This is a genomic window from Saccharopolyspora sp. NPDC047091 (assembly GCF_040643635.1).
Classification (GTDB): Bacteria; Actinomycetota; Actinomycetes; order Mycobacteriales; family Pseudonocardiaceae; genus Saccharopolyspora_C.
The window spans coordinates 14,959-41,003 of sequence record NZ_JBEYUS010000035.1 but is presented as its reverse complement, the minus strand read 5'-3'; the positions used below and the strand labels follow the sequence as shown (position 1 = coordinate 41,003).

22 protein-coding genes are annotated in these 26,045 nt (G+C 72.3%); 8 read left to right on the top strand and 14 right to left on the bottom strand.

The window, feature by feature from the left end:
• Window positions 1-91: 91 nt before the first annotated feature.
• A complete protein-coding gene (locus ABZ805_RS16880; RefSeq protein WP_358440662.1) occupies window positions 92-1,075 on the bottom strand; it encodes a hypothetical protein in 984 nt (327 codons plus the stop codon).
• Between the two features lie 133 nt (window positions 1,076-1,208).
• The gene (locus ABZ805_RS16875; protein ID WP_358440660.1) at window positions 1,209-2,150 is read right to left on the bottom strand and encodes a heme o synthase; all 942 of its coding nucleotides are present in this window, start codon (window positions 2,148-2,150) and stop codon (window positions 1,209-1,211) included.
• A gap of 707 nt (window positions 2,151-2,857) precedes the next feature.
• Between ABZ805_RS16875 and tkt the strand changes: the two genes are divergently transcribed.
• The 7 genes from tkt to ABZ805_RS16840 all read left to right on the top strand — a co-directional run bounded on the left by tkt (window position 2,858) and on the right by ABZ805_RS16840 (window position 11,972).
• The gene (tkt, locus tag ABZ805_RS16870) at window positions 2,858-4,957 is read left to right on the top strand and encodes a transketolase (RefSeq protein WP_358440657.1); all 2,100 of its coding nucleotides are present in this window, start codon (window positions 2,858-2,860) and stop codon (window positions 4,955-4,957) included.
• A gap of 14 nt (window positions 4,958-4,971) precedes the next feature.
• Window positions 4,972-6,072 (top strand): transaldolase, encoded by a 1,101-nt coding sequence (gene tal, locus ABZ805_RS16865; protein ID WP_358440655.1) that lies wholly within the window; start codon window positions 4,972-4,974, stop codon window positions 6,070-6,072.
• A gap of 185 nt (window positions 6,073-6,257) precedes the next feature.
• Entirely contained in the window at window positions 6,258-7,892 is a 1,635-nt protein-coding gene (locus ABZ805_RS16860; protein WP_358440652.1) for a glucose-6-phosphate isomerase, read from the top strand.
• Window positions 7,889-9,424 carry a glucose-6-phosphate dehydrogenase gene (gene zwf / locus ABZ805_RS16855; RefSeq protein ID WP_358440650.1) on the top strand — a complete coding sequence of 512 codons (1,536 nt, stop codon included), beginning with the start codon at window positions 7,889-7,891 and terminating at the stop codon, window positions 9,422-9,424. The genes ABZ805_RS16860 and zwf overlap by 4 nt, the downstream gene beginning before the upstream one ends.
• On the top strand, window positions 9,421-10,416 hold the full coding sequence (gene opcA, locus ABZ805_RS16850) for a glucose-6-phosphate dehydrogenase assembly protein OpcA (RefSeq protein ID WP_358440648.1): 996 nt from the start codon (window positions 9,421-9,423) through the stop codon (window positions 10,414-10,416). The genes zwf and opcA overlap by 4 nt, the downstream gene beginning before the upstream one ends.
• Entirely contained in the window at window positions 10,413-11,165 is a 753-nt protein-coding gene (pgl, locus tag ABZ805_RS16845; protein ID WP_358440645.1) for a 6-phosphogluconolactonase, read from the top strand. The genes opcA and pgl overlap by 4 nt, the downstream gene beginning before the upstream one ends.
• A 129-nt stretch (window positions 11,166-11,294) precedes the next feature.
• Complete coding sequence (locus ABZ805_RS16840) at window positions 11,295-11,972, top strand: pyridoxamine 5'-phosphate oxidase family protein (RefSeq protein ID WP_358440643.1); 678 nt, start codon at window positions 11,295-11,297, stop codon at window positions 11,970-11,972.
• Between the two features lie 195 nt (window positions 11,973-12,167).
• Here ABZ805_RS16840 and ABZ805_RS16835 read toward each other — a convergent pair whose 3' ends face one another.
• From ABZ805_RS16835 to gap, 8 genes are all read right to left on the bottom strand, one after another.
• On the bottom strand, window positions 12,168-13,109 hold the full coding sequence (locus ABZ805_RS16835) for a phosphotransferase (protein WP_358440641.1): 942 nt from the start codon (window positions 13,107-13,109) through the stop codon (window positions 12,168-12,170).
• Between the two features lie 276 nt (window positions 13,110-13,385).
• Window positions 13,386-13,859 (bottom strand): ribonuclease E activity regulator RraA, encoded by a 474-nt coding sequence (gene rraA, locus ABZ805_RS16830; RefSeq protein WP_358440639.1) that lies wholly within the window; start codon window positions 13,857-13,859, stop codon window positions 13,386-13,388.
• Window positions 13,860-14,010: 151 nt separating this feature from the next.
• Window positions 14,011-14,763: a hydrogenase nickel incorporation protein HypB gene (hypB, locus tag ABZ805_RS16825; RefSeq protein WP_358440636.1), complete on the bottom strand. Its 753-nt coding sequence runs from the start codon at window positions 14,761-14,763 to the stop codon at window positions 14,011-14,013.
• 577 nt (window positions 14,764-15,340) lie between these two features.
• Entirely contained in the window at window positions 15,341-15,682 is a 342-nt protein-coding gene (locus tag ABZ805_RS16820; protein ID WP_358440634.1) for an RNA polymerase-binding protein RbpA, read from the bottom strand.
• Window positions 15,683-15,765: 83 nt separating this feature from the next.
• Window positions 15,766-15,999, bottom strand: a complete 234-nt coding sequence (secG, locus tag ABZ805_RS16815) for a preprotein translocase subunit SecG (RefSeq protein ID WP_224957705.1) — start codon at window positions 15,997-15,999, stop codon at window positions 15,766-15,768.
• 177 nt (window positions 16,000-16,176) lie between these two features.
• A complete protein-coding gene (tpiA, locus tag ABZ805_RS16810) occupies window positions 16,177-16,962 on the bottom strand; it encodes a triose-phosphate isomerase (protein ID WP_358440630.1) in 786 nt (261 codons plus the stop codon).
• 56 nt (window positions 16,963-17,018) lie between these two features.
• Window positions 17,019-18,221 (bottom strand): phosphoglycerate kinase, encoded by a 1,203-nt coding sequence (locus ABZ805_RS16805; protein ID WP_358440628.1) that lies wholly within the window; start codon window positions 18,219-18,221, stop codon window positions 17,019-17,021.
• 304 nt (window positions 18,222-18,525) lie between these two features.
• The gene (gene gap / locus ABZ805_RS16800; RefSeq protein WP_358440625.1) at window positions 18,526-19,536 is read right to left on the bottom strand and encodes a type I glyceraldehyde-3-phosphate dehydrogenase; all 1,011 of its coding nucleotides are present in this window, start codon (window positions 19,534-19,536) and stop codon (window positions 18,526-18,528) included.
• 368 nt (window positions 19,537-19,904) lie between these two features.
• Between gap and ABZ805_RS16795 the strand changes: the two genes are divergently transcribed.
• Window positions 19,905-20,873, top strand: a complete 969-nt coding sequence (locus tag ABZ805_RS16795; RefSeq protein ID WP_358440623.1) for a glycoside hydrolase family 16 protein — start codon at window positions 19,905-19,907, stop codon at window positions 20,871-20,873.
• A gap of 45 nt (window positions 20,874-20,918) precedes the next feature.
• Here the strand turns inward: ABZ805_RS16795 and whiA are convergent, their stop codons facing one another.
• The 4 genes from whiA to uvrC are packed head-to-tail and all read right to left on the bottom strand — an operon-like array spanning window position 20,919 to window position 26,009.
• Window positions 20,919-21,905 (bottom strand): DNA-binding protein WhiA, encoded by a 987-nt coding sequence (gene whiA / locus ABZ805_RS16790; RefSeq protein ID WP_224957711.1) that lies wholly within the window; start codon window positions 21,903-21,905, stop codon window positions 20,919-20,921.
• Entirely contained in the window at window positions 21,896-22,858 is a 963-nt protein-coding gene (gene yvcK / locus ABZ805_RS16785; RefSeq protein ID WP_358440713.1) for a uridine diphosphate-N-acetylglucosamine-binding protein YvcK, read from the bottom strand. Before yvcK ends, whiA begins: the two co-directional genes overlap by 10 nt.
• A gap of 38 nt (window positions 22,859-22,896) precedes the next feature.
• The gene (rapZ, locus tag ABZ805_RS16780; RefSeq protein ID WP_184478207.1) at window positions 22,897-23,775 is read right to left on the bottom strand and encodes an RNase adapter RapZ; all 879 of its coding nucleotides are present in this window, start codon (window positions 23,773-23,775) and stop codon (window positions 22,897-22,899) included.
• Window positions 23,772-26,009 carry an excinuclease ABC subunit UvrC gene (gene uvrC / locus ABZ805_RS16775; RefSeq protein WP_358440618.1) on the bottom strand — a complete coding sequence of 746 codons (2,238 nt, stop codon included), beginning with the start codon at window positions 26,007-26,009 and terminating at the stop codon, window positions 23,772-23,774. Before uvrC ends, rapZ begins: the two co-directional genes overlap by 4 nt.
• Between the last annotated feature and the right edge of the window lie 36 nt (window positions 26,010-26,045).

Here is a 26,045-nt window from a genome sequence, read left to right as displayed (position 1 = left end):
CGACCGACCCGCAGCGCCCCTGACCGGAGATCAACCGAGCGGCATGGCTCCCGCCCGAGGTCGACCGACCCGCGTCGCTCCCGTCCGGAGCTCAGCCGACCCGTTTGCGCAGCCGCAGCCCGAAACCGCCCGCGGCCAGCAGCACCACGCCCACCAGCAGCACGATCAGCGGACCGCCCAGCGCACCACCGGTCCAGTGGTACAGCGCCTCCGGCACGGCCACGGTCACCCCGAGCACGCCGAACACCAGCAGCACCGCGGAGCGCAGCGCCACGAACGCGGCGAAGCAGCCGACGGCCAGCACGAACGTGATCGCGTAGCTCCACGACTGGTGCGCCACGGCGGTCCACTGCGCACCGGTGAGCGCGGTCGCCGCCGCGATCCCGAAACCCACGTCGCGCCGCACCCGGCCCGCGCGGCCGCGAGCGGGCAGGTCGAGCACGCCGCGCACCGCGAGCACCGCCCACAGCCCGCCGAGCACGATCAGCACCAGCATCTCCGGGACCGACCCGCCGCCCGGCAGCTCACCGGCCAGCGCGATCCCGGACCAGTAGGCGAAGACACCGGTCGCGACCAGACCCGGCACCGCGGGCAGCAGCGCGTACCCGGCGGCGGCCGCGACCAGCCCCAGCGCGCTCGCGGCCAGCGAGGAATCGGTGCCGTCCAACCCGGCCACGACCGCCATCGCCGCGGCTCCGGAGGCCAACGCGAGCAGCGCGGACACGATGCGGCTGCGCCGCGAGGGCGCGTCGGCGGCGAGCTCCCGCGCGCCGCGCGGACCGCCCGCGATGAACCCGGCGGCGAGCACGAGCACCGCGGTGGCGGCGACCAGCAGCCCTACCCGGGCCGGGACGGACAACGTCTCCCAGGACATGCCGACCAGCAGCGACGCGCCGCCGAGCACCAGGGCACCGCCCGCGTACCCGAGGACCTCCCAGATGCCGCCCGCGCGCTGCGGTGCCGGTTCGGCGGCGAACTCGGTGCGCACCGCCTCGGCCTGCTCGGACGTCAGCGTGCCGCGTTCGACGAGGCGCTCCAGCGCCTGCCGCTGCCGCGGGGGCAGTTCCGCGCTCATCGGTCTCCCTCCGCCGTTGATCGGCGCCCACGGTCGCACACCTGCACGAGCGCGTGGTGGACGGTCGCGGCGGCCCGCAGGAAGGACCAGGTGAACGCCTCGCTCGCCCCGGCGGGGAGTCGCCCGGGAAGGGTCAGAACGGCCAGCCCAGCACCGGCAGGCCCAGCGCCGAGTCCACCGCCAGCGCCACGCACACGATCATCAGGTACGTGTTGGACATGTGGAACAGCCGCATCGGCTTCGTCGGCTCGCCCCGCTTGGTCGCGGTGTGCAGCCGGTGCGCCAGCCACAGGAACCAGGCGCCGGAGAGCACCGCGAACGCGGTGTACAACCACCCGGTGGCCGGAGCGAGCAGCAGCGTCCACAGCACCATCAGCCAGCTGTAGGCGACGATCTGCCGGGACACGTAGGCCGGTTCGGCGACGACGGGCAGCATCGGCACGCCCGCGCGCTCGTAGTCCGCCTTGTACTTCACCGCCAGCGCCCAGGTGTGCGGCGGCGTCCAGAAGAAGATGATCCCGAACATGACCAGCGCGGGCCAGTCCACCCGCCCGGTCACCCCGGCCCAGCCGATCACCACCGGCATGCAGCCGGCGGCACCGCCCCAGACGATGTTCTGCGCGGTGCGGCGCTTGAGCACCAGCGTGTAGACGAGGACGTAGAACAGGATCGTGGCGACCGCCAGCACCGCGGCCAGCAGGTTCGTCGTCGCCCACAGGAACCCGAACGAACCCAGCCCGAGCACGATCCCGAAGATCAGCGCGTGCCGGTTGGAGACCGTGTGGCGCACCAGCGGCCGGGCCCTGGTGCGCTGCATGACCTGGTCGATGTCGGCGTCGGCGACGCAGTTGAGCGCATTGGCGCTGCCCGCGGCCAGGGTGCCGCCGACCAGGGTGGACAGCACCAGCCACGGCGAAGGGATGCCGCGCTCGGCCAGCAGCATCGCCGGGATGGTGGTGACCAGCAGCAGTTCGATGACGCGCGGCTTGAGCAGCCCCAGGTAGGCCTTGAGCAGGTCGCCGGGCCGCGTCGCGTGCCGCTGCGCTCCGCTGACCGGGGTCTCGGTGCTGGTCACGAGGCCGCTCCCGCGAGCCGTCCGGCGAGCTCCGCCGCACCGGGGAGCGCGGCCGGGACCGCGCCGTGGTGTCCGCCCGAAGCGCACCGCATCGCAGGCATGGGACTCCTCGTCAGCTCGGGGTGACCGCCGGAACGACGGCGACCGACCGCCCTGAATAGTAGGCGCGCTACACCCCGCCGCCGACCGCAGGGTCCGGGCCGCGGCGCCGCGGGACCGGAGTCGGCGGCGCCGGTACCGTGGGGTGAGCCACCGGACACGCTCCGCGCGGAAGGAACACCCGCCGCGCCGCGTTGCCGGTGGTGGGTCCGCCGCACCGTCGCGAGATCGGTCCCGCGGCGGTCGAGGCGCCGCCGGGCGGGCGACGTACCGCGAACCGGGCCGGACACCGGCCGTGGCGCCCCGGGCACGCACCGTCGGCAGCCTGGGGAGCACGGCGGTGGCGATGCCGGTGCGCTGCACGAACACCGACCGGCACGGTTCGACTCCGCACGACGAGGGGTCTCCGGCGATGCACGCGGTTGACCCGCGATCCTCTCACCCCGGTGGGGGACCGCATCAATTCAGGCGGGCCGCCGCGCGTCCACGAGGTCACGACTAGGCTGCCCGCTGGACGAGGGATAACTGCGGTCCGAATCGGTCCGGGTCAGCGGGCGACGCGCCGGAGCCGCGAAGGACCGCTTCGATTGAAACTTGGAGCTGCGTCCGTGTCCGTCACCGACGATCTTGCCCGCTTGACCACCAAGCGACTGCCCGCAGACTGGACCGAGTTGGACCAGCGCGCCGTGGACACGGTCCGGGTGCTGGCCGCCGACGCGGTCGAGAAATGCGGCAGCGGGCATCCAGGCACCGCCATGAGCCTGGCCCCCGCCGCCTACGCGCTGTTCCAGCGCGTCATGCGGCACGACCCCACCGACGCCGACTGGATCGGCCGCGACCGCTTCGTGCTGTCCGCCGGTCACTCCAGCCTGACGCTGTACCTCCAGCTGTTCCTGTCCGGGTACGGGCTGGAGCTGGACGACATCAAGGCCCTGCGCACCTGGGACTCCAAGACCCCCGGTCACCCGGAGTACTGGCACACGCCCGGCATCGAGACCACCACCGGCCCGCTGGGCCAGGGCCTCGCCAACGGCGTCGGCATGGCCATCGCCGCCCGCCGCGAGCGCGGCCTGCTGGATCCGGAGTCGGCACCGGGCGAGAGCCTGTTCGACCACCAGATCTACGTGATCGCCTCCGACGGCGACATCGAGGAGGGCGTCACCTCCGAGGCGTCGTCGCTGGCGGGAACCCAGCAGCTGGGCAACCTCACGGTGATCTACGACGCGAACGAGATCTCCATCGAGGACGACACCAAGATCGCGCTGTCCGAGGACACCGCGAAGCGCTACGAGGCCTACGGCTGGCACGTGGTGACCGTCGACGGCGGTGAGGACGTGGCCAGCATCCTCGACGCGCTGGACGCCGCCAAGGGCAAGCCCGACCAGCCGACGCTGATCGTGCTGCGCACCGTGATCGGCTTCCCGGCGCCGACGAAGATGAACACCGGCAAGGCGCACGGCGCCGCGCTGGGCGGCGACGAGATCGCCGGCATCAAGAACGCGCTGGGCTTCGACCCGGAGCAGACGTTCGAGATCTCGGACGAGGTCCTCGCGCACGCTCGCAAGGTCGTCGACCGCGGCCAGGCCGCGCACGCCGAGTGGCAGCAGCGTTACGACGAGTGGGCCGCGGCGAACCCGGAGCGCAAGGCGCTGCTGGAGCGCATCCGCGTCCGCGAGCTGCCCGCGGGCTGGCACGAGAAGCTGCCGACCTGGGAGGCCGACGGCAAGGGCGTCGCCACCCGCAAGGCCTCCGGTGAGGTGCTGTCCGCGCTCGCCGACGTGCTGCCGGAGCTGTGGGGCGGCTCCGCCGACCTGGCGGAGAGCAACAACACCACGATGAAGGGCGTCGACTCGTTCGGCCCCACCCAGATCTCCACGAACTCGTGGAACGCGCAGCCGTTCGGCCGGACGCTGCACTTCGGCGTCCGCGAGCACGCCATGGGCTCCATCCTCAACGGCATCGCGCTGCACGGCGGCACCCGCCCCTACGGCGGCACGTTCCTGATCTTCAGCGACTACATGCGGCCCGCGGTGCGGCTCGCCGCGCTGATGAAGGCCCCGACGATCTACGTGTGGACGCACGACTCGATCGGCCTGGGCGAGGACGGCCCGACGCACCAGCCGATCGAGCAGCTCTCCTCGCTGCGCGCCATCCCCGGCCTGTCGGTGGTCCGCCCCGCGGACGCGAACGAGACCTCGTTCGCGTGGAAGGCCGTGCTGGAGGACACCAGCGCCCCCGCCGGTCTGGCGCTGACCCGCCAGGGCGTGCCGACGCTGGAGGGCACCGACGCCGAGGGCGTCGCCAAGGGCGGCTACGTGCTGGCCGAGGCGTCCTCCGGCACGCCGGAGCTGGTGATCATCGCCACGGGTTCCGAGGTCCAGCTGGCCGTCGAGGCCAGGAAGGTCCTGGAGGCCGACGGCGTTGCCACCCGTGTGGTGTCGATGCCGTGCGTCGAGTGGTTCGACCGGCAGGACGTGTCCTACCGCAGGCAGGTGCTGCCGCCGTCGGTGCGCGCCCGCGTCTCCGTCGAAGCCGGCATCGCCCAGTCCTGGCACCGGTTCACCGGCGACTTCGGCGAGAACGTGTCGATCGAGCACTTCGGCGCCTCGGCGGACTACAAGACCCTGTTCGAGAAGTTCGGCTTCACCACGGAGGCGGTCGTCGACGCCGCCCGGCGGAGCCTGGAGAACGCGCGCTCGAACGCGTGAGTGGAGGTATTGCAGTGACGAACAACCAGAACCTCACCGCGCTCAGCCAGGCGGGCGTGGCGATCTGGCTGGACGACCTGTCCCGCCAGCGGATCACGTCCGGCAACCTGACCGAGCTGATCAACGACTACGCGGTCGTGGGTGTCACCAGCAACCCCACGATCTTCGCGAAGGCGCTGTCCAACGCGGCCGACTACAACGACCAGGTCCGCGAGCTCGCCGCCCGCGGCGCGGGCGTGGACGACACGGTCCGCGAGCTGACCACGAAGGACGTGCGCGACGCCGCCGACGTCTTCCGCAACGTCTACGAAGCGGGCGACGACGGCCGGGTCTCCCTGGAGGTCGACCCGCGGCTGGCCCACGACACCGACCGCACCGTCGCCGAGGCGCTCGAGCTGTGGAAGGCCGTCGACCGGCCGAACCTGATGGTCAAGATCCCGGCGACGGTCGAGGGCCTGCCCGCGATCACCCGGGTGCTGGCCGAGGGCGTCAGCGTGAACGTGACGCTGATCTTCTCCGTGGAGCGCTACCGGGACGTCATGGACGCCTACCTGGCGGGCCTGGAGCAGGCGAAGGCCAACGGCCACTCGCTGAGCTCCATCGCCTCGGTCGCCTCGTTCTTCGTGTCCCGGGTGGACACCGAGATCGACAAGCGGCTGGAGGGCATCGAAGGCGGCCAGGACCTGCAGGGCAAGGCGGCCATCGCCAACGCCCGGCTGGCCTACGCGGCTTACGAGGAGGTCTTCTCCTCGGACCGCTTCCAGGCGCTGGCCGCCGACGGTGCGAAGCCGCAGCGCCCGCTGTGGGCCTCCACCGGCGTGAAGGACCCGGCGTACTCCGACACCCGCTACGTCGACCAGCTGGTGGCGCCGAACACGGTGAACACCATGCCGGAGGCGACGCTGTTCGCCACCGCCGACCACGCGCAGGTCGAAGGTGACCAGGTCCGCGGCACCAAGGACGCCTCGCAGCAGGTGTTCGACGCGCTGACCGAGATCGGCATCGACCTCGACGACGTGTTCGCGGTGCTGGAGCGCGAAGGCGTGGAGAAGTTCGAGAAGTCCTGGGAGGAACTGCTCGACACCGTGCGCGAGCAGCTCGACCAGGCCAAGTAGGCGAACGGCCGTTCCACCGCGGGTGTGCCCCGCGCCCGCCCGGGGCACGCGACATTCCACGGAATTCGCGTGCCCCGGGTGCTGTGGCGGGTGGGCCCGGTCAGGCTCATCGGGGTAAGCCCGCGGCGGAGGCGTCCGGTCCGCCCACCGCCGACGTCGCCCATTCCCTAGACACGAGGAAGCAGATGGCAACCGAAACTTCAGTCGAGATCGCAGACGAAGGCCTGGCCGGGGAGGCTCGTGCGCTCGCCGAGCGGCTGGCCGCCGACGGCGCGGCGAGCGGTCTCGCCGCAGGCGACGCCACCCTGTGGGGCCCGGACGCCGAGAGCGAGGCGTCGATCCGGCTCTCCTGGACCACCCTGCACGAGACCTCCCGTCCGCTGCTGGCGGAGATCGCCGAGCTGCGCGCGGAACTGCACGCCGACGGCGTCGACCGGGTCGTGCTCGCCGGCATGGGCGGGTCCTCGCTCGCCCCCGAGGTGATCACCGCGACCGCGGGCGTGCCGCTGACCGTGCTGGACACCACCGACCCGGGTCAGGTCGGGGATGCGCTGTCCGGCGACCTGGACCGCACCGTGCTGGTGGTGTCGTCGAAGTCCGGCACCACCGTCGAGACCGACAGCCACCGCCGCATCTTCGAGGCCGCGTTCGCCGCGAACGGAATCGATCCGGCTACCCGCATCGTCGTGGTCACCGACCCCGGGTCACCGATGGAGACCGCGTCCCGCGAGGCCGGGTACCGGCGGGTCTTCACCGCCGACCCGAACGTGGGCGGCCGCTACTCGGCGCTGACCGCGTTCGGGCTGGTCCCGGCCGGGCTCGCCGGCGCCGACATCACCGCGCTGCTCGACGAGGCCGCCGGCGCGTTCGAACTGGTCCGGGCGGACTCCGCGGACAACCCGGCGGTGCGGCTGGCCGCGGCGTGGGGCGCGGCGCACGAGCGCGGTGCCGAGAAGCTGGTGCTCGCCGACGGCGGCTCCGGCATCCCCGGCTTCGGCGACTGGGCCGAGCAGCTCATCGCCGAGTCCACCGGCAAGCAGGGCACCGGCCTGCTGCCCGTGGTCGTGGAGAACCCGCAGGCCCCGGGCTTCGCCGACGCGGGACGCGACGCCACCACCATCGCCATCGGCGGCGCCGTCGACGGCGCGCAGCTGGTGACCTCCGGCCCGCTGGGCGCCCAGATCCTGCTGTGGGAGTTCGCCACCGCGCTGGTCGGCAGGCTGCTCGGCATCGACCCGTTCGACCAGCCCGACGTGGAGGCCGCGAAGAAGGCCGCCCGCGCGCTGCTCGACGGCCCCGACGGCGGCCCGGTGGTGACGCCGTCGCTGGTGTCCGGTTCCGTCGAGGTCTACGCCTCCGGTGACTGGCTCACCGCGGGCGTGGGCACGGTGGCCGAGGCGCTGCGCGCCTTCGTCAAGGCCGCGCCCGAGCACGGCTACCTGGCGGTGCAGGCCTACCTGGACCGCCTCGACGACGCCTCCGCCGCGCTGCTGCGCCCGGAGCTGGCCCGCCGCACCGGGCTGCAGACCACGTTCGGCTGGGGACCGCGCTTCCTGCACTCCACCGGCCAGTACCACAAGGGCGGCCACCAGAACGGCGCGTTCCTGCAGGTCACCGGCGAAGCCGAGGAGGACCTGCCGGTGCCGGAGCGGCCGTACGCGCTGGCGGGCCTGCAGCGCGCGCAGGCGCTCGGTGACGGCCAGGTGCTCGCCCAGCACGAGCGCCCGGTGCTGCGGCTGCACCTGACCGACCGGGCCGCCGGCCTGGTCGAACTGGTCAAGGCCGTTCAGGAACTGCACGACGAGAGGGGTGGGGCGTGAGCTCCAGAGACCTGCCGCGCAACCCGCTGCGGGACCCGCGCGACAAGCGGCTGCCGCGGATCGCCGGTCCGTCCGGCCTGACGATCTTCGGCGTGACCGGGGACCTGTCCCGCAAGAAGCTGATGCCCGCGATCTACGACCTGGCCAACCGGGGGCTGCTGCCGCCGGGGTTCGCCCTGACCGGCTTCGCCCGCCGGGACTGGGAGGACCAGGACTTCATGCAGGTCGTCTACGAGGCGGTCAAGGAGCACGCGCGCACGCCGTTCCACCAGTCCGTGTGGGACCGGCTGGCCGAGGGCATCCGCTTCGTGCCGGGCTCGTTCGACGACCCGGCCGCGTTCGACCGGCTCGCCGAGACCGTCAAGCAGCTCGACAAGGAGCGCGGGACCGGCGGCAACCACGCCTTCTACCTGTCGGTGCCGCCGTCGGCGTTCCCGACGGTGCTCACCCAGCTGTCCCGCTCCGGGCTGACCGACCAGTCCCCCGACCAGTGGCGCCGGGTGGTCATCGAGAAGCCGTTCGGGCACGACCTGGAGAGCGCCCAGCACCTCAACAAGATCGTCAACGAGGTGTTCCCCGAGGACTCGGTGTTCCGCATCGACCACTACCTCGGCAAGGAGACGGTGCAGAACATCCTGGCGCTGCGCTTCGCGAACCAGCTGTTCGAGCCGCTGTGGAACGCCCACTACGTCGACCACGTGCAGATCACGATGGCCGAGGACATCGGGCTCGGCGGCCGCGCCGGGTACTACGACGGCATCGGTGCGGCGCGCGACGTCATCCAGAACCACCTGCTGCAGCTGATGGCGCTGACCGCGATGGAGGAGCCCGTCAGCTTCTCCCCCGAGGACCTGCGCGCGGAGAAGCTGAAGGTGCTCTCGGCGACCAAGCCGGTCGGCCCGTTCAGCGAGACCACCGCCCGCGGGCAGTACACCGGTGGCTGGCAGGGCGGTTCGCTGGTGCCCGGCCTGCACGAGGAGGGCGGCTTCGCCGGCGACTCGACCACCGAGACCTACGCGGCGATCACCCTCGAGGTGGAGAGCCGCCGGTGGGCCGGGGTGCCGTTCTACCTGCGCACCGGCAAGCGCCTGGGCCGCCGCGTCACGGAGATCGCCGTGGTGTTCAAGCGCGCCCCGCACCTGCCGTTCGACGACACCATGACGGAGGAGCTGGGCCAGAACGCCCTGGTCGTCCGGGTGCAGCCGGACGAGGGCGTGACGATGCGCTTCGGCTCGAAGGTCCCGGGCACCTCGATGGAGGTGCGGGACGTGACGATGGACTTCGGCTACGGCCACGCGTTCACCGAATCCTCCCCGGAGGCCTACGAGCGGCTGATCCTGGACGTGCTGCTCGGTGAGCCGTCGCTGTTCCCGGTCAACGCCGAGGTGGAGCAGTCCTGGCGGATCCTCGACCCGGTGCTGGACTACTGGGCGGCGCACGGAGCGCCGGAGAACTACAAGGCCGGGACGTGGGGGCCGTCGACCGCGGACTCCATGATGACCCGCACCGGACGTGTCTGGAGGCGCCCGTGATCATCGACCTGCCGTCGACGACCACCTCGCAGGTCAACAAGAAGATGGTCGAGCTGCGCGAGACCGGCGGTGCCGTCGCGCTCGGCCGGGTGCTGACCCTGGTGATCGTCACCGGTGACGGCACCGAGACGGAGAAGGCCATCCAGGCCGCCAACGACGCCAGCCGGGAGCACCCCGCGCGGGTGATCGTGGTGGCCCGGGGCTCCAAGGAGGCCGCGCCGCGGCTGGACGCGCAGATCCGCATCGGCGGGGACGCGGGTGCCTCGGAGGTCGTGGTGCTGCGCCTGTACGGCGCGCTGGCCGACGAGGGCGCCGGTTCCGTGGTGCCGCTGCTGCTGCCGGACGCTCCGGTGGTGGCGTGGTGGCCGACCGAGGCCCCGGAGGTCCCGGCGAAGGACCCGATCGGGCTGCTCTCGCACCGCCGGATCACCGACGCGGCCGCGGAGCCGGACCCGATCGAGTTCCTGAAGACCCGCGTCGGCTCCTACGTGGAGGGCGACACGGACCTGTCCTGGACCCGGCTCACCTCGTGGCGCGCGATGCTCACCGCCGCGCTGGACCTGCCGCCGTACGAGGCGGTGACCAGCGCCGTCGTCACCGGTGCCGCGGACTCCCCGTCCACGGACCTGCTGGCGGCGTGGCTGGGCGCCTACCTGGAGGTGCCGGTGTACCGGGTGGAGCACCCGCGCGGACCGGGCATCGTCTCGGCCGAGCTGCGGCGGCCCTCCGGTTCGGTGAAGATCGTGCGTCCGGATGGCAAGGTCGGCACGCTGACCCAGCCGGGCCAGCCGGACCGGCGGCTCTCGCTGCACCGCCGCGAGGTGCGGGACTGCCTGGCCGAGGAGCTGCGCAGGCTCGACCCGGACGAGATCTACGAGATCACCCTCGGCGGGCTGGCCGGGATCCGGCGGGTGGACGAAGCCCCGCCCGCCGACGAGCAGGAACCGGCGCAGGCGGAGTCCGAGCCGGAGCAGGCGGAAGGCGAGGCATGAGCGGGCAGGAAGTCGTCGTGCACGGCGACGGCGAGGTCCTGGCGGCGGCCGCCGCCGCCAGGCTGATCACCCGGATCGTGGACGCGCAGGCCGCGCGCGGTTCGGCGTCGGTGGTGCTCACCGGCGGCCGCACCGGCATCGGCGTGCTGGAGCAGGTCCGGAACTCCCCCGCCCGGGACGCCGTGGACTGGGCGAACGTGGACGTGTACTGGGGCGACGAGCGGTTCCTGCCGGACGGCGACCCGGAGCGCAACGAGACCCAGGCGCGGGCGGCGCTGCTCGACCACGTGGCGGTGGACCCGGAGCGGGTGCACCCGATGGCCCCGTCCGGCGGGAAGTTCGGTGAGGACGCCGACGCGGCCGCCGCGCACTACGCGGAGCTGCTGGCCACGATGGCCGAGCCCGCCGTGGAGTTCCCGGTGCCACGCTTCGACGTGCTGCTGCTCGGCGTCGGCGAGGAGGGGCACACGGCTTCGCTGTTCCCCGACACGCCGTACGTGCGGGAGCAGGAGCGCGCGGTGGTGGGCGTGCACGACTGCCCGAAGCCGCCGCCGACGCGGATCTCGCTGACGCTGCCCGCGATCCGCGCGGCCGCCGAGGTGTGGCTGATGACCACGGGTGCGGCGAAGGCCGAGCCGGTGGCTGCCGCGCTGGGCGGTGCGGATCCGGTGGACATCCCGGCCGCGGGCGCGGTCGGGCTGGAACGCACCCTGTGGCTGCTGGATCCGTCGGCGGCGCCGCGAGGCTGAGCACCGCTGATCGAGCCCGGGCCGTCCGCTCCCCCTCGGAGCGGACGGCCCGTTCGCGTGAAGTGGCCTTTCGTTTTTCCGCAAAATTGGACCTTGGGGGCGTCCACTTCGGCGGCGCAGGATGAGCGCATGACCGAGCCGACCACCGCACCGCCGTTGTCCGCGACGCCCCGCACCTCGCTGGGCCGCAAGAAGGACCGGGCGCGTACCGACCGCGCCGACCTGCACGACGTCCTCGACGGGGCGCTGATCTGCCACCTCGGACTGGTCCTGGACGGACATCCGCAGGTGCTGCCCACCGGGTACGGGCGGGACGGCGACGTGCTGTACCTGCACGGCTCGACCGGGGCGCGCAGCGTGCTCGCGGCGAGCGGGGAACCGGAGGTGTGCGTCGCGGTCACCCTGCTGGACGGCGTCGTGTACTCCCGCACCATCAACGACCACTCGATGAACTACCGCAGCGCGGTGATCTACGGCAGGCCGCGGGCGGTGCTGGACCCGGCGGAGAAGCTGCACGGGCTGCGGGTGCTGTCCGAGCACCTGGCGCCGGGTTCGTGGGAGCACGCGCGGGAACCGGACGCGAAGGAGCTCGCGGGGGTGGCGGTGCTGGCGCTCTCGCTCGCGGAGGCCTCGGTGAAGGTCCGCTCGGGTCCGCCCACCGACGACCCGGCGGAGCACGGGGCGGGTGCCTGGGCCGGCGTGCTCCCGCTCCGCACCGAGTGGGGTGTTCCGGAGGCCGCCCCGGACCTCGCCGACGGCATTCCCACCCCGCCGCACATCACCGACCGCCGGAACCCCGCAGGCTGAGCGTCCACCGCGCCACGAACGAGCCTGTCGTCCTCCGGTCGGCGGCGACACCGCTGAGCCCGACCGGCCACTCGATCGACCGGCGCGGCCGCGAGCTCTCGGCCACCTCCTCGCGAGCACGGCGCCGTCGCCTGGAACCACCGGCCCCCCGCGGCGAGGACGCGGCCGAGGACCCACCGAGCCGCACGAGCCCGATCACGCCCGGCGGAGCCAGGTGTCGAAGTGGCGGTGCCGGAGCGCGTAGCGGCAGCGCAGCAGCCGCCACTGGCCGTACCCGGTGAACCCCGCGTGCTGCTCGGCGCGCGCCCCGGCCAGCAGCGCCCACGCCCCCACCGCCAGGTCGTCGGCGATGGCGTTGAGCCGGTAGCGGGCGAGGCGCTGCTGGTCGGGCCTGCCGTCGACGATCTCGGCGGCGCGCCGCCACTCGTCGTCGAGCTGGCAGGTCTCCACCAGCAGCGCCGCGATGTCGTGGTGCGGGTCGGCGTTGCCCGCGACGTCGAAGTCGACGAGCCGCACCTCCCCCGCCGCGCCGAGCAGCACGTTGGAGGGGCTGCCGTCCCGGTGGCAGGGCCGCGAGTCCCGGCCACCTGCGCGCAGCACCGCGCCGATCCGGCGCACCCGCTCCCGCATCCAGGTGAAGTCGACCGGCAACGGGACCTGCACGGCCGCGGCGGCCTCGGCCCACTGCTCGACGTCGTCGAACACGTCGCGGTCGACGGGCATCTTCGGCCCGCGGTGCAGCATCCGCTTCGCCGCGACGACCGCACCGAGCACGTCCGGTTCGCGCAGGTGGTGCGGCTGCAGCGCCTGGAACGTGGCGGGCAGGCGTTCATAGCCCACGGCTCCCACCTCGGCCGCGATGGCGCGGACGGCGGGCCCGACGCCGGTGGTGTGCGCGACGGCCGCGGATCCGGCGGCCCGCGCGGTGTCGACGAGGCCGGTGAGCGCGTCGGGCAGCACCGTCGCGAACCAGCCGTCCAGGTCACCGCCGAGGAACAGGCAGTCGTGCACGGCGGCCTGCCGGGTGCGGTCCAGCCGCGGCGGCACCGCCCGCTCGTACTCGACGTCGTGGCGTCCCGTCAGGGCGTGCAGCGCCCGCCGGGTACGCGGCTCCCGCGTGTCCGGACCGGCGCTCATCCGGCAGTGCTTCCCACTCCTCGGACGTTAGGAGCGGGAGGCGCCGGTCCTGCTACGCGCGCGTGTCCGGCGGGTCAACTGCCGCGGCGCAGATGTCCACCAGGTAACCGAACCGGACATCCGCCACCATCCGGGCGAGATCCGATGTCCGCCGCGTGTCCGGCCGCGCACCGGCACGCCGGCGACCTCGGCAGCACCGAGGTGAACGACCCATCAGCCCAGCAGGAGTGGGCGGGTGGGCCATTCACCCGGGTGAATCCGGCGTTCCGGGCTCGTTCACGGCTCGGCGAGGACGACGACCCCGTCGTGATCGCTGACCAGGTATTCGCCGGGCACGAACCGCACGCCGCCGAGCTCCACCGGCTCGTCGAGGACGCCGTCGCCGTTCTTGCTGCTCTTGCGCGGGTTCGAGCCGAGCGCCTTGACCCCGAAGTCCATGCCCGCCAGCACCGCGGTGTCGCGCACCGCGCCGTTCACGACGATGCCGGTCCAGCCGTTGGACCGGCCGAGCTCCGCGATCAGGTCCCCGACGAGCGCGGTGTGCACCGATCCGGCGCCGTCGATCACCAGCACCTGCCCGTCGCCCGGTTCGGACAGCACCTTCTTGAGCAGCGCGTTGTCCTGGAAGCAGGTGACCGTGCGGATGCGTCCGGCGAACACCTCGCGGCCGCCGTACTGCCGGAACTGCACGTCGCAGCTGCGGATGGCCGGGCCTTCGCGGTCCGCGAGGTCGGCGGTCGACAGGTCCATCGCAATCTCCTCGGCTGGGCCTGCGGCGCTCGCGGCGCCGCACCTTCCCGGGCGCCGAGCCGGCGCGGGCGGCAGCGCCCGGAGCATGATCCGGCGAGCGTATCCGCGGATCAGCGCGCGATGCGGGTTCGGGCGAGCAACGCCACAGCGCTCAGGCGGGAACGGGCGCGGTCCCGTCGTGCTGCGCGCGCAGCCAGCCGCACCATTCGGCGAATCCTTCACCGCGTTTCGCGGACAACCGCACCACCCGGATCCGCGGATTGATGCGCTGCGCGTGCGCGATGAATCGGTCCACGTCGAAATCGAGGTGCGGCAGCAGATCCACCTTGTTCAGCAGCACCAGATCGGTGCTGCGGAATACGTGCGGATATTTCAGCGGTTTGTCCTCGCCCTCGGTGACCGAGGCGATGAGCACCCGGTGGTGCTCACCGAGGTCGAACAGCGCGGGCGCGGCGAGATTGCCGATGTTCTCGATGAACACCATGGATCGCCCGGCCGGTTGCAGGGAACGCAATCCTTCGTCGACCATGTCGGCGTCGAGGTGCCCGCCGGAACCGGTGTTGATCTGCACCACGCGGCAGCCCGCGGCGCGCAGCCGGTCGGCGTCGAGGTGGGTCTCCTGGTCGCCTTCGATGGCCGAGATCGACATGGTCGAGCCGAGCTCGCGCAGCGTGCGCTCCAGCAGCGTGGTCTTCCCGGAGCCGGGCGAACTCATCAGGTTCAGCGCGAGAATCCTGCGCCGTGCCAACGAGTTCCGCGTCCGCTCCGCCTGCGCGTCGGAGATCCGCTGCCGGGGGACCGCACCGTCCGAAGCGGACGGTCCTTCGTGGCCGCACGGTTCGGGGAAGTCCGGCCCCGACACCCGGACCCCGGCGCGGCCCGCTGCTGCGTACCCACCGCGCATGATCTCTCGCACCTCCAGCTGTGGCGTCCGGGCGGATTCCGGCTGATCCGTCCAGGCGCGGTAAAGATCATCTCATCGTCGCAGAGAACCGTTCGGTTCTCCATACCGGAATGGCCCGCGAAACGCACTCCGCACGCACATCACGCGGATAGAGCAATGCGCACGGCATCGCCGGAAACGGTCAGTGACCTGGCGGCGAGCCGGAACCGCGCTTTCCCGTTCCGCTCCCCCGCCGGCGCCGTCGAATGGTTCGGCGCACCGCGGCGGATCCCCCGACATCCGACCACCGCCGATGGGCGGCGCGCATTCGTCGCGGAACGCGCGCACGACCCGGCCCCCAGCGCAATTCCCACCGGCCCCGGCACGCACGCCCTCCCCCGGAACGGGGCAACCGCGCCCGCGCGGGGCGGCTGCTCTCGGACGACACCATGCGGGCCTGCTTCCTGCGACGACGCCGTGCTGCGGTGCGCCCCAAGCTACGACCGGGCCGCGACGGCCCACAACTCGATGTTCCGGCCCGGAGGACGAACGAAGGCGGGCCGGAGAGGTCTCCGGCCCGCCCGCGGTGGACTCGCCGTCAGCGCCCCTGGCGCTTCTTCAGCTTCGTCAACGCCTCTTCGAGGATGGCCATGCCGTCGGAGTCGCTGCGCCGCTCCTTGACGTACGCCAAGTGGCTCTTGTACGGCTCGTTGCGCCGCGCCTCCGGCGGGCTCTGCTCGTCCTGGCCCGCGGGCAGCCCGCAGCGGGGGCAGTCCCACTGGTCCGGCACCTCGGCGTCCATCGAGAAGAACGGCCGCGTGTGGTGGCCGTTGGCGCACCAGTAGTCGACCCGCCTGCGCGGTGCCGACTCGCCCCGCTCCGATTCGCCCATCGGGCCCGCGCCGACGCGCGTGCCTCGGATCGCGTTACCGCCAGTCATGCACTCTCACCCACCAAGCCGCACGGAGGACCGGCCGCACCGGCCGGCCGCTGTTGGTCAACCGCTGCCAGCTCGCCGGACCGTCAACCGATCTTGATCAGCAGCCCGGTACCGATGATGCAGATCACCCAGACCGCGATGACCACGATCGTGATCCGGTCCAGGTTCTTCTCCGCCACGCTGGAACCGGACAGGCTCGACTGCATGCCGCCGCCGAAGAGCGAGGAGAGCCCGCCGCCCTTGGCCCGGTGCAGCAGGACCAGCAGCACCAGCAGCACGCTCGTCAGGATCAGGCCGATCTGCAGGATTAGATTCATCACGTCCTCGTTCACACAGCGGTTCGCCACCGAGAGTACCGGTTGGCGTTCGTCCGGTGGACCGCCGTCCGCCTTAGCGCCGGTGTTCCCCCGGGTTCGGTGGGTGCACCGCCCCGGCCGACGAGGTCGCGCGGCCGGGGCGGTCGCGGTGCCGGCCCGTGCGGACCGGCCTGCGGATCACGGCAGCGGGCCGCCCGCCGCCATGGCGCTGAGCTTGGTGAACTCGTCGCCGTTGAGGCTCGCGCCGCCGACGAGCGCGCCGTCGACGTCGCTCTGCGCGATCAGCTCACCGATGTTGCTGGACTTGACCGAGCCGCCGTAGAGCACCCGCACCTCGTCGGCGATCTCCTTGCCGTACTTCTCGGCCAGCGCCACGCGCAGGGCCGCGCACACCTCCTGCGCGTCGGCGGCGGTGGCGACCTTGCCGGTGCCGATGGCCCACACCGGCTCGTAGGCGACGACGACCGAGCGAACCTGCTCGGCCTTGAGGCCCTTCAGCGCGTTGATCAGCTGGGTGGTGCAGTGCTCGACGTGCCCGCCGGATTCGCGGACGTCGAGCTGCTCGCCGACGCACAGGATCGGGGACATGCCGTTCTTCAGGGTGGCCCGCACCTTGCGGCCGACGACCTCGTCGGTCTCCGCGTGGTACTCGCGGCGCTCGGAGTGGCCGACGACCACGTAGCTGCAGCCGAGCTTGGCGAGCATCGGCCCGGACACGTCACCGGTGTAGGCGCCGGAGTCGTGCTCGGAGACGTCCTGCGCGCCGTGCTTGAGCAGCAGCTTGTCGCCGTCGATCAGGGTCTGCACGCTGCGGATGTCGGTGAACGGCGGGATGACCGCCACCTCGACCTTCGCGAAGTACTTCTCGGGCAGCGCGAAGGCGACCTTCTGCACCAGGGCGATCGCTTCCAGGTGGTTCAGGTTCATCTTCCAGTTGCCCGCGATCAGCGGAGTCCTGGCCATGCGGAGTCCTTTCCTGCGGCGAAGCCGCTAGTCACCACGTCCGGAGGTTCGGGCGCTCAGGCTTCGCCTTCGAGGACCGCGACCCCGGGCAGGTCCTTGCCTTCGAGGAATTCCAGCGACGCGCCACCACCGGTGGAGATGTGCGAGAACCCGTCCTCGGGGAGGCCGAGGGTGCGGACCGCGGCCGCGGAGTCGCCGCCGCCGACGACGCTGAACGCGTCGGAGTCGACGATGGCCTGCGCGACGCCCCGGGTGCCCGCGGCGAACGCCTCGAACTCGAAGACGCCGGCGGGGCCGTTCCAGAACACGGTGCCCGCGGTGCGCAGCGCGTCGGCGAACAGCTCGACGCTGCGCGGGCCGATGTCCAGGCCCATCCAGCCTTCCGGGATGGCGTCGGCTTCGACGACCTGGGTGTTCGCGTCGGCGGCGAAGGCGTCGGCGACGACCACGTCGACGGGCAGCACCAGCTTGTCGCCGTGCTTCGCGAGCAGGTCGCGGGTGGCGTCGAGCTGGTCGTTCTGCAGCAGCGAGGAACCGACCTGGTGGCCCTGCGCGGCCAGGAAGGTGTAGGCCATGCCGCCGCCGATGAGCAGCTTGTCGACCTTCGGCAGCAGCGCTTCGATCACGCCGAACTTGTCGGAGACCTTGGAGCCGCCGAGCACCACGACGTAGGGCCGCCGCGGGTCGCCGACGAGGGTGCGCAGCACGTCCACTTCGGACAGCACGAGGCCGCCCGCGTAGCCCGGCAGCAGCTTCGCCACGTCGTAGACGGAGGCCTGCTTGCGGTGCACCACGCCGAATCCGTCCGAGACGAACGCCGCGCCGTCGCCGACCAGGTCGGCCAGTTCGCGGGCGAACGCGCCGCGCTCGGCTTCGTCCTTGCTGGTCTCGCGCGGGTCGAACCGCACGTTCTCCAGCAGCGCCACCGAACCGTCGGCCAGCGCGTCCACGGTGGACCGGGCCGACGCGCCGGTGACGTCCTCGGCGACGGCGACCTCGGTGCCCAGCAGCTCACCGAGCCTGCGCGCCACGGGGGCGAGGGAGAACTGCGGGTCCGGCTCGCCCTTGGGGCGGCCGAGGTGGGCGGTCACCACGACCTGCGCACCGGCCCCGGTCAGCTTCTCGATCGTCGGCAGCGAGGCCCGCACCCGGCCGTCGTCGGTGATCCTGTCGCCGTCCAGCGGAACGTTGAGGTCGGCGCGCAGCAGCACGCGTCGCCCCCGGACTCCTTCGGACAGCAGATCGTCGAGGTTCTTCACGTCTGCTCCTCATGTGAAAGAGAAGGCCCGCACGAGCACGGCTCATGCGGGACCTTCAACAAGCTTCCGACCATCCGAACTCGTGAGCTCGCCGTCCAGACGTCCGACCGCTGGCGACCATCGTCCTGTCAGCGGCGAAGCCGATGAGCAGTGACCACGCACGCAGCAGGACCACCCGCGGGTTCTCAGCGGGCCTCTCGCGAGGACGGCTTTTTCCCTCGTGGCGGAGCCACTTGGGAAAAAGATCCCGCAGCGAGAGGCCCACTGAGGTTCCGCTACCCGAGCTCAGAGCAGAACGAGCCCGTCAGGCCAGCTTCGCCCCGACCAAAGCGGAAAGGTCGGCGAGGCGGTTGGAGTAGCCCCACTCGTTGTCGTACCAGCCGACGATCTTGACCTGGTCGCCGATGACCTTGGTCAGCGGCGCGTCGAAGACCGTGGAGGCCGGGTCGGTGACGATGTCGCTGGAGACGATCGGGTCCTCGCTGTAGCGCAGCACGCCCTTGAGCGGGCCCGAGCCCGCAGCGGCGCGGAACGCGGCGTTGACCTCCTCGACGGAGGTCTCCTTGCCGAGGGTCGCGGTGAGGTCGGTGACCGAGCCGGTCGGCACCGGCACGCGCATGGCGTAGCCGTCGAGCTTGCCGTTGAGCTCGGGCAGCACCAGACCGATGGCCTTGGCCGCACCGGTGCTGGTGGGCACCACGTTGATCGCGGCACCGCGGGCGCGGCGCAGGTCCTTGTGCGGGCCGTCCTGCAGGTTCTGGTCCGCGGTGTAGGCGTGCACCGTGGTCATCAGACCGCGCTGGATGCCGAAGGTGTCGTCGAGCACCTTGACCATGGGGGCCAGGCAGTTCGTGGTGCAGGACGCGTTGGAGATGATCGTCTGCGAGCCGTCGTACTTGTCGTCGTTGACGCCGAGCACCACGGTCAGGTCCTCGCCCTTGGCGGGCGCGGAGATGATGACCTTCTTGGCGCCGCCCTCGTCGACGTGCTTGCGGGCGTCCGCGGCGTTGGTGAAGAAGCCGGTGGACTCGACGACCACGTCCACGCCCAGGTCGCCCCAGGGCAGCTTGCCCGGGTCGCGCTCGGCCAGGATCTTGATCTGCTTGCCGCCCACCTCGATGCCTTCGCCGGTGACCTTCACGTCCTGCTCGAGGCGCCCGAGGACGCTGTCGTACTTGAGCAGGTGGGCCATCGTCGCGACATCGCCCAGGTCGTTGGCGGCCACGATCTCGATGTCGTGGTCGCTGGCGGTCGCAGCCCGCCAGAAGTTCCGCCCGATGCGGCCGAAGCCGTTGATCCCTACGCGAACGGTCACGCCTATCTCCTCGTGACTGACCCTGCCGCCTCGACGCGACGGGTGAGCGGTTGGTGGATTCCTCAGCACCCTATCTGTCCGCGCCAACTGCGCAGACGACCGGGCGCGCGCCTTCCGGAACAATCATGGCGCAGCTCGCCGCGCCGCGGTGGATGATCACCCGCTCGTGCCGCGATATCTGCCTTTCGGGTGCCCCGACGTGCTGCATCCGCCGGTTGACCGATCTTGAGCGGGCTCTCGAGAATGTGCGGGGCCGTCGTGATCGACGTCTCTGCACCGGTACCGCCTGCGCGGCGCGACCTGCGGGGCGCGGCGGCCGGTGGAGGTCCCGGCACCCGGCCGGGCCCGACCTGAGGGAGGAGCGCGCGATGGCGCTGCCCGGACGATCGCGGAACGGGACGAGGACGGGATCGGCACCGCGCCGGCGGGGCCGGTTGGCCGCGGCGGCGCTGGCCGCGGGGATCGGCTTGACCGGCCTGGCCACCGCCCCCGCCGGGGCGGACGTCCCGCCGCCGGAAGACGGCTGGACGCTGACCTTCGGCGACGACTTCACCGGCGCGGCCGGGTCGGCGCCCGGCGATGACTGGCAGGTGGACACCGGCCGCGGCTATCCGGGCGGACCGGACGGCTGGGGCACCGGCGAGGTGCAGAACTACACCGCCGATCCGGAGAACCTGCAGCAGGACGGCGACGGCAACCTGGTGATCACCCCGCGCCGGGACGAGTCCGGGGGCTGGACGTCCGCGCGGATCGAGACCCGGCGCGGCGATTTCAAGGCCGCCGAGGGCGGGGTGCTGCGCATCGAAGGCCGCGTCCGGATGCCGGACGTGGCCGCGGACCGCGCGCTGGGCTACTGGCCCGCGTTCTGGGCGCTGGGGTCGCCGTACCGCGAGGACCTGTGGAGCTGGCCCGGCATCGGCGAGTTCGACATCATGGAGAACGTCAACGCCGAGAACCGCGTGTACGGGGTGCTGCACTGCGACGTCTCCCCCGGCGGCTCCTGCGACGAGACGGACGGGCTGGCCGCGAACCGGGAGTGCCCGGACAGCACCTGCCAGGAGGCGTTCCACACCTACCGGTTCGAGTGGGACCGCAGCGGCGAGGTCGAGGAGCTGCGCTGGTACGTGGACGGGCAGCAGTACCACTCGGTGCGCGAGTCCGATGTGGACCCGGCGGCGTGGCAGAACATGACCTCGCACGACGGGTACTTCGTGCTGCTCAACGTCGCGGTCGGCGGCCAGTTCCCGGACAAGAACTCCGGGATCACCACGCCGACCGAGGCGACCGAGCCGGGGCACCCGATGCTCGTCGACTACGTCGCCGTCTACAACAGGTGATCCGCGCGCGAACGGCCCCTCCGCACCGGAGGGGCCGTTCGGCCGTCAGACCTCGGCTTCGAGCAGTTCCGAGGTGACCGCGGACTCGGTGTCGGGGAGGTTGAGCTCCCTGGCCCGCTTGTCGGCCATCGCCAGCAGCCTGCGGATCCGCCCGGCCACCGCGTCCTTGGTCATCGGCGGGTCGGCGAGCTGGCCCAGCTCCTCCAGCGACGCCTGCCGGTGCGCGAGCCGCAGCCGCCCGGCCACCAGCAGGTGATCCGGCGCGGTGGGTCCGAGCAGGTCCAGCGCGCGCTGCACGCGGGCGGCCGCGGCGACCGCGGCGCGCGCCGAGCGGCGCAGGTTCGCGTCGTCGAAGTTCGCCAGCCGGTTCGCGGTGGCCCGCACCTCGCGGCGCATCCGCCGCTCTTCCCAGGACAGCACGCTGGAGTGCGCGCCGAGCTTGGTCAGCAGCGCGCCGATGGCGTCGCCGTCGCGGACCACGACGCGGTCGGCGCCGCGGACCTCGCGGGACTTGGCCTGCACGCCGAGCCGCCGGGCCGCCCCGACCAGGGCGAGCGCCGCCTCCGGTCCCGGGCAGGTGACCTCCAGCGCGGAGGACCGGCCGGGTTCGGTGAGCGAGCCGTGCGCGAGGAAGGCCCCGCGCCACGCCGATTCGGAGTCGCAGGAGCCGCCGGAGACGACGTGCGCGGGCAGGCCGCGCACGGGTCGTCCGCGCGGGTCGAGCAACCCGGTCTGCCGGGCGAGGCTCTCGCCGTCCTTGACGACGCGCACCACGTAGCGGGTGCCCTTGCGCAGCCCGCCGGAGGTGATCATGTGCACGTCGGAGGTGTGCCCGAACAGCTCGTGCACCTCCTTGCGCAGCCTGCGCGCCGAGGAACCGCTGTCCAGCTCTGCTTCCACCACGACCCGGCCGCCGACGATGTGCAGCCCGCCCGCGAACCGCAGCAGTGAGGAGACCTCGGATCTGCGGCAGCAGGTCTTGGTCACCGGCAACCGGCTCAGTTCGTCTTTGACCGCCGCGGTCATCGCCACCGGTCAGTCCTCCTCTCCAGCGCGGCCGCCAGGCTCGCCGCGAGCGCCTCCGGGTCGTGCCTGCCCGGCGCGGCGGGCGAGGCGACAGTGTCGAGCAGAGTTTGCGCACCCAGCCCGGCAGCCGCAGCACGAAGCCGATCAGGTGTCGGCACCGATCCGGCGTCCGCGAGAACCGCGTCCACGGACAATCGCGGTGCGTGCTGCGAGAGTACGTCGAGATGTTGCTCCGGGGAGAAACCCGCTGTTTCGCCCGGTTGTGGGACGAGGTTGAGCACCACCACGCGCCGCGCGCTCGTGGTCACCAGCGCCTCGTGCAGCTCCGGAACCAGCAGGTGCGGCAGCACGCTGGTGAACCAGGAACCGGGGCCGAGCAGCACCACGTCCGCGTCCAGCACCGCGCGCACCGCGTGCGGGCAGGCCTGCGGGGTGTGCTGCTCGCCGTTCGCCGCCGCGAGCCGCACCTTCTTCACCCGGCCCGGGGTGCTGGCGATGGCGACCTGGCCGCGGATGGTGCGCACCGAGTCCGGGTCCGCGTCCAGGCCCACCACCTCGGCCTCCATGTCGAGCGGTTCACCGGACATCGGCAGCACCCGGCCGCGGGCGCCGACCAGGCGGCAGGCCTCGTCGAGCACCGCGACCGGGTCGCCGACCACGTCGAGCAGCCCGGCCAGCAGCAGGTTCCCGACGGCGTGCCCGGCCAGCGCCCCGTTGCCGCCGAAGCGGTGCTGGAACACCTGCGCCCAGCGCTGCCCGTTCTCGTCCGGCGCGGCCAGCGCGGCCAGCGCCTTGCGCAGGTCGCCGGGCGGCAGCATGCCGAGTTCGCGGCGCAGCCGCCCGGAAGAACCGCCGTCGTCGGCGACGGTGACCACGGCGGTGACGTCCGGGGTGAGCCGGGTCAGCGCGGCGAGCGTGACCTGCAGGCCGTGCCCCCCGCCGAGCGCGACCGCGCGCAGCGGGCGCTCGGCGGGGTCGTGCGGTGGTGCGGCCGGGCTCACTCGCGCCCCAGGTCCCGGTGGACGGTCTTGACCATCATCCCTTCGTCGTCGGCGAGCCTGCGGGCCATCTCCTCGACGAGGGCGACGCTGCGGTGCTTGCCGCCGGTGCAGCCCAGCGCCAGCGTCAGGTACCGCTTGCCCTCCCGGTGGTAGCCGGCGCCGACCAGCCGCAGCAGTCCCTGGTAGCTCTCCAGGAACTCCTCGGCACCTTCTTGGCCGAGCACGTAGTTGCGGACCTCCTCGTCGAGGCCGTTGAACTCGCGCAGCTCCGGGATCCAGAACGGGTTCGGCAGGAACCGGCAGTCCATCACCAGATCCGCGTCCATCGGCAGCCCGTACTTGTAGCCGAAGGACAGCACGGTCACCCGGGTGCGGGTCTCGGCCTCGGTGCCGAACGCGTCCTCGATCTTGGTGCGCAGCTGGTGCACGGACAGCCCGGTGGTGTCCACCACCAGGTCGGCCTCGGAGCGCAGCCGGGACAGCAGCGCGCGCTCGTTGGCGATGCCGTCGGCGAGCCGCCCTTCGCCCTGCAGCGGGTGGCCGCGGCGCACCTGCTCGAAGCGGCGGATCAGGACCTCGTCGGTGGCCTCCAGGAACAGCACCTTCGGCTTGTAGCCGCGGGCGTCCAGGTCCTTGATGACCGATCCGAGGTCCTCGGTGAACGCGCGGCTGCGCACGTCCATCACGACCGCGACGCGGGTGATCGCGCCGCTGGAACGCGCCCCCAGCTCCACCATCGTCGCGATCAGTTCGGGGGGCAGGTTGTCCACGACGAACCAGCCCAGGTCCTCCAGGCATTTGGCGGCGGTGCTGCGCCCGGCGCCGGAAAGGCCGCTGACGACGGCGACCTCGATGCCCGACTTCTCCTCGCTCACTGATTCTCCCCTTCAGTGCTGGTGTCTCCCCCGCCTGCCCCGGCCGCCTCAGCGGCGAGGGCCGCGCACACGGTCTCGGCGGTACTCCTGCCGAAGCCGGGTACCGCCATGATGTCCTCGATCCTCGCCTGCTTGAGCTTGCGCACCGAACCGAAGTGCTTCAGCAGGGCGGTCTTCCGGGCCTCCCCAAGCCCGGGGACCGAATCGAGCACGGACCGGCTGAGCCGCTTGGAGCGCTTCTGCCGGTGGTAGGTGATCGCGAACCGGTGCGCTTCGTCGCGCACCCGTTGCAACAGGTACAGCGCCTCGCTGGTGCGGGGCAGGATGACCGGATCGGGCTCGTTGGGCAGCCACACCTCTTCGAGGCGCTTGGCCAGTCCGATCACGGCGACGTCGGTGACGCCGAGGTCGGCGAGCGCGTCGGCGGCGGCGTTGGCCTGCGGCGCACCGCCGTCGATGACCAGCAGGTTCGGCGGGTAGGCGAATTTGCGGGGGCGGCCGGTCTCCGGGTCGATGCCGGGGGCGGGGCCGTCGAGGTCGGCGAGCTCGCCGGAAGCGGCTCGGACGTCCACTTCGGACTCGGCGGTGCGCTCGGCGCGCTGGTCCGCGGCACCGGGTTCCGCGGCGCCGGGACCTGCCGTGCCGGAACCCGCGGTGTCGGATGCCCCTGTGCCGGAACCCGCGTTGCCGGAACCCGCCGTGCCGGAACCTGCGATGCCGGAACCCGCCGTGCCGGAACCTGGGGCGCCGGACGCTCCCGCGTCGGCCTCCCCCGCGGCAGGCCGCCCGGCACCGGTCCCCTCAGTGCCCGTTTCCTTGAGGTAGCGGGCGAACCGGCGGCGCACCACCTCGTCGATGGAGCCCACGTCGCCGCCCTCGGCGCCTTCGCGCACCGAGAACCGGCGGTACTCGGACTTGCGCGGCACCCCGTCCTCGAACACCACCAGCGAGGCCACCACGTCGCTGCCCTGCACGTGGCTGACGTCGACGCACTCGATGCGCAGCGGCGCCGTGTCCAGCTCCAGCGTCTCCTGCAGCTCCTGCAGCGCCGCCGAGCGGGCGGTGAGGTCACCGGCGCGGCGCAGCTTGTACTGGGTGAACGCCTCCTTGGCGTTGCGCTCGACGGTCTCCATCAAGGTCCGCTTGTCGCCGCGCTGCGGCACCCGCAGGTCCACCCGGCTGCCGCGCAGCTCGCCGAGCCACTGCCCCAGCGCCTCCGCGTCCTCGGGGACCTCCGGCACCAGCACCTCGCGCGGGACCGGGGTGCCGCCCGCGTCGGCCTGGTCGGCCAGCGCCGCCTGCTCCCCGTAGAACTGGGTGAGGAACCGGCCGGTGAGCTCCGCGAGCTCGGTCTCGGCCTCCAGGTCGATGACCCAGCCGCGCTGGCCGCGCACCCGCCCGCCGCGGATGTGGAAGACCTGCACGGCGGCGGCGAGCTCGTCCTTCGCGAACGCGATCACGTCGGCGTCGGTGCCGTCGCCGAGCACCACCGCCTGCTTCTCCATGGCGCGGCGCAGCGCTTCCAGATCGTCGCGCAGCCGGGCGGCCCGCTCGAACTCCAGCTCGGCGGACGCCTCCTTCATCTCGCGGTCCAGCTTGCGCATCAGGGTGTCGGTGCGGCCGCTGAGGAAATCGCAGAAGTCGTCCACGATGGACCGGTGCTCCGCGGCGTCGACCCGGCCCACGCAGGGCGCCGAGCACTTGCCGATGTAGCCGAGCAGGCAGGGCCGCCCGATCTGGCCGTGCCGCTTGAACACCCCGCTGGAACAGGTGCGGGCGGGGAACACGCGCAGCAGCGTGTCCAGCGTGTCCCGGATCGCCCACGCGTGCGCGTACGGACCGAAGTAGCGCACGCCCTTGCGGCGCGGGCCGCGGTAGACGTGCAGCCGCGGGTACTCCTCGTGCAGGGTCACCGCCAGCACGGGGTAGGACTTGTCGTCCCGGTAGCGCACGTTGAACCGCGGGTCGTACTCCTTGATCCAGGAGTACTCCAGCTGCAGCGCCTCCACCTCGGTGCCGACGACGGTCCAGCGCACGCCGGTGGCGGTGGTGACCATCCGCCGGGTGCGCGGGTGCAGCCCGGAGAGGTCGGCGAAGTAGTTCGCCAGCCTGCTGCGCAGGCTCTTCGCCTTGCCGACGTAGATGATCCGCCCCTCGGCGTCGTGGAAGCGGTACACGCCGGGGGCGTCCGGAATCGTTCCGGGTGCTGGGCGGTACGTCGACGGGTCGGCCACGGCTCCACCCTACGTGCGCGACCGACACTCCCCGTC

Excerpts from the sequence above, each read along its gene's own strand:
- ABZ805_RS16860 (WP_358440652.1), top strand. The coding sequence starts at position 6,258 with ATGGCAACCGAAACTTCAGTCGAGATCGCAGACGAAGGCCTGGCCGGG.
- ABZ805_RS16835 (WP_358440641.1), bottom strand. The coding sequence starts at position 13,109 with ATGAGCGCCGGTCCGGACACGCGGGAGCCGCGTACCCGGCGGGCGCTG.
- ABZ805_RS16795 (WP_358440623.1), top strand. The coding sequence starts at position 19,905 with ATGGCGCTGCCCGGACGATCGCGGAACGGGACGAGGACGGGATCGGCA.
- ABZ805_RS16840 (WP_358440643.1), top strand. The coding sequence starts at position 11,295 with ATGACCGAGCCGACCACCGCACCGCCGTTGTCCGCGACGCCCCGCACC.
- rraA (WP_358440639.1), bottom strand. The coding sequence starts at position 13,859 with ATGGACCTGTCGACCGCCGACCTCGCGGACCGCGAAGGCCCGGCCATC.
- pgl (WP_358440645.1), top strand. The coding sequence starts at position 10,413 with ATGAGCGGGCAGGAAGTCGTCGTGCACGGCGACGGCGAGGTCCTGGCG.
- hypB (WP_358440636.1), bottom strand. The coding sequence starts at position 14,763 with ATGCGCGGTGGGTACGCAGCAGCGGGCCGCGCCGGGGTCCGGGTGTCG.
- ABZ805_RS16820 (WP_358440634.1), bottom strand. The coding sequence starts at position 15,682 with ATGACTGGCGGTAACGCGATCCGAGGCACGCGCGTCGGCGCGGGCCCG.
- tpiA (WP_358440630.1), bottom strand. The coding sequence starts at position 16,962 with ATGGCCAGGACTCCGCTGATCGCGGGCAACTGGAAGATGAACCTGAAC.
- ABZ805_RS16880 (WP_358440662.1), bottom strand. The coding sequence starts at position 1,075 with ATGAGCGCGGAACTGCCCCCGCGGCAGCGGCAGGCGCTGGAGCGCCTC.
- secG (WP_224957705.1), bottom strand. The coding sequence starts at position 15,999 with ATGAATCTAATCCTGCAGATCGGCCTGATCCTGACGAGCGTGCTGCTG.